Raw genomic sequence first — 6181 nt, 5'->3', positions numbered from 1 at the left:
TGGTTGCGGGAGCCGGATTTGAACCGACGACCTTCGGGTTATGAGCCCGACGAGCTACCAGGCTGCTCCATCCCGCGCCTGTGAGATCGAATTCTACGGATTTGCTGCCCGTTGTCAAGCAAATGTTTTGAAAAAACCTTTTTTGTTCAAACCCTTAGCGTCTTCAAATGAATGCAGCTCAGGCACGGCGGGGCTTTCAGGCCGATTATCGTGTGGCGGCGCGGGTGAGCTGTTTCGCAACTGTACGCATGCGATACTATCTGTATGAATTTACAGTGCTGACGGTCATCCATGTCCTTGCGCAAGATCATCCATGTCGACTGCGATTGCTTCTATGCCGCAATCGAAATGCGTGACGACCCACGCCTGGCCGGGCGGCCCATGGCGGTGGGGGGCTCGCCGGATCACCGTGGGGTGGTCGCCACTTGCAACTATGAAGCGCGTGCCTATGGCGTGCGTTCGGCCATGTCGTCGCGACACGCGCTGAAGCTGTGCCCGGACCTGCAGATCGTCAAGCCGCGCTTCGAGGCCTACCGTGAGGCCTCGCGGGAAATTCACACGATCTTCCGCGACTACACCGAGCTGATCGAACCGCTGTCGCTGGACGAGGCCTACCTGGATGTGAGTGACAGCCAGTGGTATTCGGGCAGCGCCACGCGCATTGCCGAGGATATCCGCCGGCGCGTCGCCCGCACCCTGCATATCACCGTTTCCGCCGGTGTGGCGCCGAACAAGTTTCTGGCCAAGATCGCCAGTGACTGGCGCAAGCCCAATGGCCTGTTCGTGATTACCCCAGGAGAAGTGGAGGCGTTTGTCGCCGCCCTGCCAGTGGCCAGGTTGCACGGAGTGGGCAAGGTAACGGCAGACAAGCTGGCGCGGTTGGGTATCGAAACCTGCCTGGAGCTGCGCGAATGGTCGCGTCTGGCGCTGGTGCGCGAGTTTGGCAGCTTTGGTGAGCGTTTGTGGGGGCTGGCGCGGGGGATCGATGAGCGTGCGGTGCACAATGACAGCCGCCGGCAGTCGGTCAGTGTGGAAAACACCTACGACACTGACCTGCCGGACCTGGCCAGTTGCCTGGCACGGCTGCCTGAACTGCTGGAAAGCCTGAACGAGCGTATCGCCCGCATGGACAGCAGTTACCGGCCGGAAAAACCCTTCGTCAAGGTCAAGTTCCATGACTTCAGCCAGACCACCATGGAGCAGGCGGGGGCGGGCAGGGACCTGGAGAGTTATCGGCAGTTGCTGGGGCAGGCGTTTGCCCGCGGAGGCAAGCCGGTGCGCTTGCTAGGGGTGGGTGTGAGGTTGCGCGACTTGCGCGGGGCGCATGAGCAGCTGGAACTGTTCCCGCCTGAATGAAAGGGGCCGCTTAGCGACCCAATCGCCGGCAAGCCAGCTCTCATAGAACTGCACATAACTCGTTGAATTAGCAGGGCCCCTGTGGGAGCGGCTTTAGCCGCGAACACCGGCGCNGGATTCTTCGCGGCTAAAGCCGCTCCCACAGGATGCACGGACCGCTTGCGAATTCAGTTCTCTATGCGACAGCGCAGCCCAAAGGGCTGGGCCAGCTCCCACAAGTTCTGCATCAGGCTCGAGGGCTGTGCAATCCCTGTGGGAGCTGGCTTGCCGGCGATTGGGCTGCAAAGCAGCCCCAACGTGTTATTGCACGCCCGGATCAGCCACCAGCCGGCCAGTGGCCTTGGTCAGCGACTGCAGAAACTCCTGCTGCAGCTCCGGATCGTTGCGGGTCAGCTCGATCAGGCTCTGTTCCATTTCACTGGCTTCCTCTTCCAGGCCCAGCTCGGACAGGCGCTTGACCCGGTGTACCCACTGGCCGACATCGTCATCTTCAAGGTCATCGAAGATCAGCTCATGGGCTTCGAGCAGCTTGCTGCGCAGGGTGGCGCTGACCAGCAGGCTGGCATCGCCACGTACCGCGTTGTCCTCGTCGAGCACCTGCAGGTGCAGGGTGCCGATGTGGTTGAGGTTCTGCTCGGAAAACGGGCTGTCGAGCAGGTTCAGGCGCAGCACGCCATTTCTGTCGGTGGTCAGCTCATGGGTCATCTTGCCGGCCTTGACCTCGACCAGGCGCTCGCTCCAGGGCACGCTGGTGGATTCCTCCCGCTTGCCTTTCTGCACTTCGCTGATCCCGGCCAGGTTCTGCTGGGCACGGCCGTTGGACGGCACGTTCATGAACGGGTTGAGCCCGTCCACGCCGTAGCTGAGCCAGTCGTGGGTGATGCTTTCCGGCAGGTTGCCCAAGGCGAAGACGTTGACCACATTGGCGCCGACGCCCGCCACCACGGCCACCGCACCCAGCGGGATCTCGTAGACCTCCCGCCAGGGCTGGTAAGGCGTGTAGCGGTCATAGCTGCGGGTGACTTCGAATTCGGTGACTTCGAAGCGCTTCTGCTCATGCACGCGCACACGTCGTTGCGGAAGCTCCATTACCTTCGGCTCACCGACATCGATCTGCAGGGTGTGCTCGAGCAGTTTGCGCTCGACGCGCTCCTCATGGTCGCTGCGCTGGGACATCTGGTTGGCGCAGCCGCTGACGAGCAGGGCGCCGCACAGTGCGGCGCCCCCCAGGGGAAAGGTACTTCGCTTGAACATGATCACTCGTGCATTGGTTATCAGCGGCGAACGCGGGCCTGCAGGAAGGTCAGCACTTCATTGAGCGGCAACGACTGGGCGTCCTGCTCGGTACGGTGCTTGTACTCCAGGTTACCTTCGGCCAGGCCGCGATCGCTGACGACGATGCGGTGCGGGATTCCGATCAGTTCCATGTCGGCAAACTTGATGCCTGGGCTGGTCTTCTTGTCGCGGTCGTCCAGCAGCACTTCGTAGCCGGCAGCAGTCAGCTCGGCGTACAGCTTGTCGGTCGCTTCGCGAACCACGTCGGTTTCGTAGCGCAGCGGTACCAGGGCGATCTGGAACGGGGCCAGGGCGTCGTTCCAGATGATGCCCTTGTCGTCGTAGCTCTGCTCGATGGCTGCGGCGACCACGCGGGACACGCCGATGCCGTAGCAGCCCATGGACAGGGTTACCGGCTTGCCGTTTTCGCCCAGTACCTGGCACTTCAGCGCCTCGCTGTACTTGGTGCCGAGCTGGAAGATGTGGCCCACTTCGATACCGCGCTTGATTACCAGGGTACCTTGGCCGTCCGGGCTTGGGTCGCCTTCGACCACATTACGCAGGTCGGCGACCTGTGGAACCGGCAGGTCGCGCTCCCAGTTCACGCCGAAGTAGTGCTTGTCGTCGATGTTGGCGCCGATGCCGAAGTCGCTCATCAGGGCAACCGAACGGTCGATCACGACTTCCAGTGGCAGGTTCAGTGGGCCGAGCGAGCCGGCACCGGCACCAATGGCCTCGCGCAGTTCGGCGTCGGTTGCCATGACCAGCGGGTCGGCAACCTGCTCCAGCTTGGCCGCCTTGATTTCATTCAGCTCGTGATCGCCACGTACCACCAGGGCAACCAGCTTGCCTTCTTCGGCGCCGCGCACGATCAGGGTCTTGACGGTTTTTTCGATCGGCAGGCCGAAGTTTTCCACCAGCTGGGCGATGGTCTTGGCGTTCGGTGTGTCGACCAGGCGCAGCTCCTCGGTAGGGGCAGGGCGCACGGTTTCACGCGGGATGGCTTCGGCCTTCTCGATGTTGGCGGCGTAGTCGGAGCTGTCGCTGAAGATCACATCGTCTTCGCCGGACTCGGCCAGTACGTGGAATTCGTGCGAGTAGCTGCCACCGATAGAGCCGGTGTCGGCCTGCACTGGGCGGAAGTCCAGGCCCAGGCGGGTGAACACGTTGCTGTACGCCTGGTGCATGCGGTCGTAGGTTTCCTGCAGGGAAGCCTGGTCGGCATGGAACGAGTAGGCGTCCTTCATGATGAACTCGCGGCCGCGCATCAGGCCGAAGCGCGGGCGGATCTCGTCACGGAACTTGGTCTGGATCTGGTACATGTTGAGCGGCAGCTGTTTATAGCTGGACAGCTCGTTGCGGGCCAGGTCGGTGATGACTTCTTCGTGGGTCGGGCCGACGCAGAAGTCGCGCTGGTGGCGGTCCTTCAGGCGCAGCAGCTCGGGGCCGTACTGTTCCCAGCGGCCGGATTCCTGCCACAGTTCGGCGGGCTGGATACTGGGCATCAGCACTTCCAGGGCGCCGGCGGCGTTCATTTCCTCACGCACCACGGCCTCGACCTTGCGCATCACCCGCAAGCCCATCGGCAGCCAGGTGTACAGGCCGGAGGCCAGTTTGCGGATCATGCCGGCACGCAGCATGAGCTGATGGCTGATGACCACTGCGTCGGCAGGGGTTTCTTTCTGGGTGGCGAGCAAATATTGACTGGTGCGCATGGTGAGCCGTGTCGATTGCCTAAGACATTGAAATGACCCCGCATTGTACGGGGGCGAAACGAAGGCGTACAGGATGCCCCAGGGCGTGACACTTGTCAGCCAAGAAAAAGCCCGGCGTGATCGCCGGGCTTTTTCAGGTGCGGGGCACTGCAAGCCAGGCTTACAGGATGCTCAGCGGGTACTCCACGATCAGACGCAGTTCGTCGATCGATGGGGAATCGTAGTAGGTGCCATCGGAAGAGCGGTAGGTAGCCTGACGGAGGCGGAAGCTCAGGTCTTTCGCCGGGCCTTCCTGCAGTACGTACTTGATGTCGACGTCGCGTTCCCATTCCTTGCCGTTGCTGGTGCTGGCGACGTTGGCGTCGGTACCGCGTACATAACGGGTCATGAAGGTCAGGCCTGGGATGCCGTATTCGGCAAAGTTCAGGTCGTAACGAGCCTGCCAGGATTTCTCGTCTTCGGCGTTGAAGTCGGAGCGGGCCACGGAGTTGGCCAGGAAGATGGTGCCGCCACCGTCGATACCATAGCCATAGTCGCCGTCGCCGGTGACTTTCTGGTAGGCCAGGGTGAAGGTGTGAGCGCCGATGTTGTAAGCGCCCGACAGGCTGAATGCGCGGTTGTCCAGCTTGTCGCCATCGAACGCGCGGTACTCGGCCGAGCCTTCGCTCTTGGTGTCATAAATGTTGAAGTCGAACACCAGGCCCTGTTTGTCCGAGATCGGCAGCGCCCAGTTGACGTTGGCGTAGTACTTGCGCCAGTAGTCTTCAACCTTCGAGTAGTACAGGCTGGTGCTGAGGTTGTCGGTGAAGGCGTAGGTGCCACCGACCACGTTGGCTTCCTTCAGGCCGAAGCTGTCGCGGTTGGTCTGCTCCTGAGCAGTCAGGCTGGTGAAGTGACCAGCGTGCAGGGTCAGGCCCTCGATCTCGTTGCTGGTGATCAGGGTGCCCTGGGCGATTTCCGGCAGCAGGCGGCTGTCGTCGGTGGCGAAGACCGGCAGCGCGGTGAACTGGTCACCCACTTTCAGCACGGTGTCGGAGATGCGGAACTTGACCGCGCCGCCGCCCTTGGAGTAGTCATCCTGCGAACGGCCGTCGGAGCCGGTCGGGAACAGGCCGGTACCGGCGCGGCCCTTGCCGCTGTCCAGTTTCAGGCCGAGCATGCCGATGGCGTCGACACCCACACCCACGGTGCCTTGGGTGAAGCCGGACTCGAAGGTACCGAGGAAGCCCAGGCCGGTTTCTTCGCGACGGCTCTGGCCGCCTTCGTTGTTACGGAAGTCACGGCTGAAGTACAGCATGCGGGTCTTGACGTTCAGCTTGCTGTCTTCGATGAAACCTTTGGACTCGTCCTGGGAAGAGGCCATTGCCAACTGCGAGGTCCCTGCCGCAACGGCCAGGGCGATCATGCTCCACTTCATCACGCGCATCGTGATTTGCTCCTTTGGTTTTTAGGAAGAGTACCGCTGCGTCCAAGTCTTTTAGTTATATGGTGCAGCTCTTTCTTGTTATGTCGGCGAAAATGTATAGCACGCTGACTGTTGTTGGCGATATGGGTATAAACATCCTTTTCGGAACTTTTTCACCATGTCGCTTCTAGGTATTTCCATGTCGCAAATCACGCCCCCGGTTTAAGGGCCGTACAACCCCAGCGCTGTTCCTGTCACCGTAACGAACCGGTAACTACCGATTCCGGTTGGGGAAACTCCCTGGTAACCAATGCCGCTGTTGTTATTTGTCGCGTACACCTGCCATTGCAGATGTCGTGCCGACTTGGCGTGAAAGGAATGCAACAAGCGTGCTCAAAATTCGCTACGCTTCATGAAATTTTCACAAACA

4 protein-coding genes and 1 tRNA gene are annotated in these 6181 nt (G+C 61.2%); 1 reads left to right on the top strand and 4 read right to left on the bottom strand.

From position 1 onward, the window contains the following. Positions 1-77 (bottom strand) — tRNA-Met (locus FQ664_RS21770). A 220-nt stretch (positions 78-297) separates the two neighbouring features. On the opposite strand from FQ664_RS21770, the gene dinB reads away from it, so the two are divergent. Next, on the top strand, positions 298-1356 hold the full coding sequence (dinB, locus tag FQ664_RS21765) for a DNA polymerase IV (protein ID WP_178091034.1): 1059 nt from the start codon (positions 298-300) through the stop codon (positions 1354-1356). A gap of 300 nt (positions 1357-1656) precedes the next feature. On the opposite strand, the gene FQ664_RS21760 is transcribed toward dinB, so the two are convergent. The 3 genes from FQ664_RS21760 to FQ664_RS21750 all read right to left on the bottom strand — a co-directional run bounded on the left by FQ664_RS21760 (position 1657) and on the right by FQ664_RS21750 (position 5772). Then, complete coding sequence (locus FQ664_RS21760) at positions 1657-2610, bottom strand: hypothetical protein (protein WP_144174795.1); 954 nt, start codon at positions 2608-2610, stop codon at positions 1657-1659. Between the two features lie 20 nt (positions 2611-2630). Further along, positions 2631-4346, bottom strand: coding sequence for a proline--tRNA ligase (locus tag FQ664_RS21755; protein WP_144174794.1), 1716 nt, complete (start codon positions 4344-4346; stop codon positions 2631-2633). Between the two features lie 160 nt (positions 4347-4506). Then, entirely contained in the window at positions 4507-5772 is a 1266-nt protein-coding gene (locus FQ664_RS21750) for an OprD family porin (RefSeq protein ID WP_144174793.1), read from the bottom strand. Between the last annotated feature and the right edge of the window lie 409 nt (positions 5773-6181).

It is taken from the genome of Pseudomonas persica (genome assembly GCF_900291015.1).
Classification (GTDB): domain Bacteria; phylum Pseudomonadota; class Gammaproteobacteria; order Pseudomonadales; family Pseudomonadaceae; genus Aquipseudomonas.
Note: the sequence above shows the minus strand (reverse complement) of the source record. Positions and strands in the feature narration are given on the sequence as shown.

Bases quoted from the DNA above. Each gene is read 5' to 3' on its own strand.
- FQ664_RS21760 (WP_144174795.1), bottom strand. From the start codon at position 2,610: ATGTTCAAGCGAAGTACCTTTCCCCTGGGGGGCGCCGCACTGTGCGGC.
- FQ664_RS21755 (WP_144174794.1), bottom strand. From the start codon at position 4,346: ATGCGCACCAGTCAATATTTGCTCGCCACCCAGAAAGAAACCCCTGCC.
- FQ664_RS21750 (WP_144174793.1), bottom strand. From the start codon at position 5,772: ATGCGCGTGATGAAGTGGAGCATGATCGCCCTGGCCGTTGCGGCAGGG.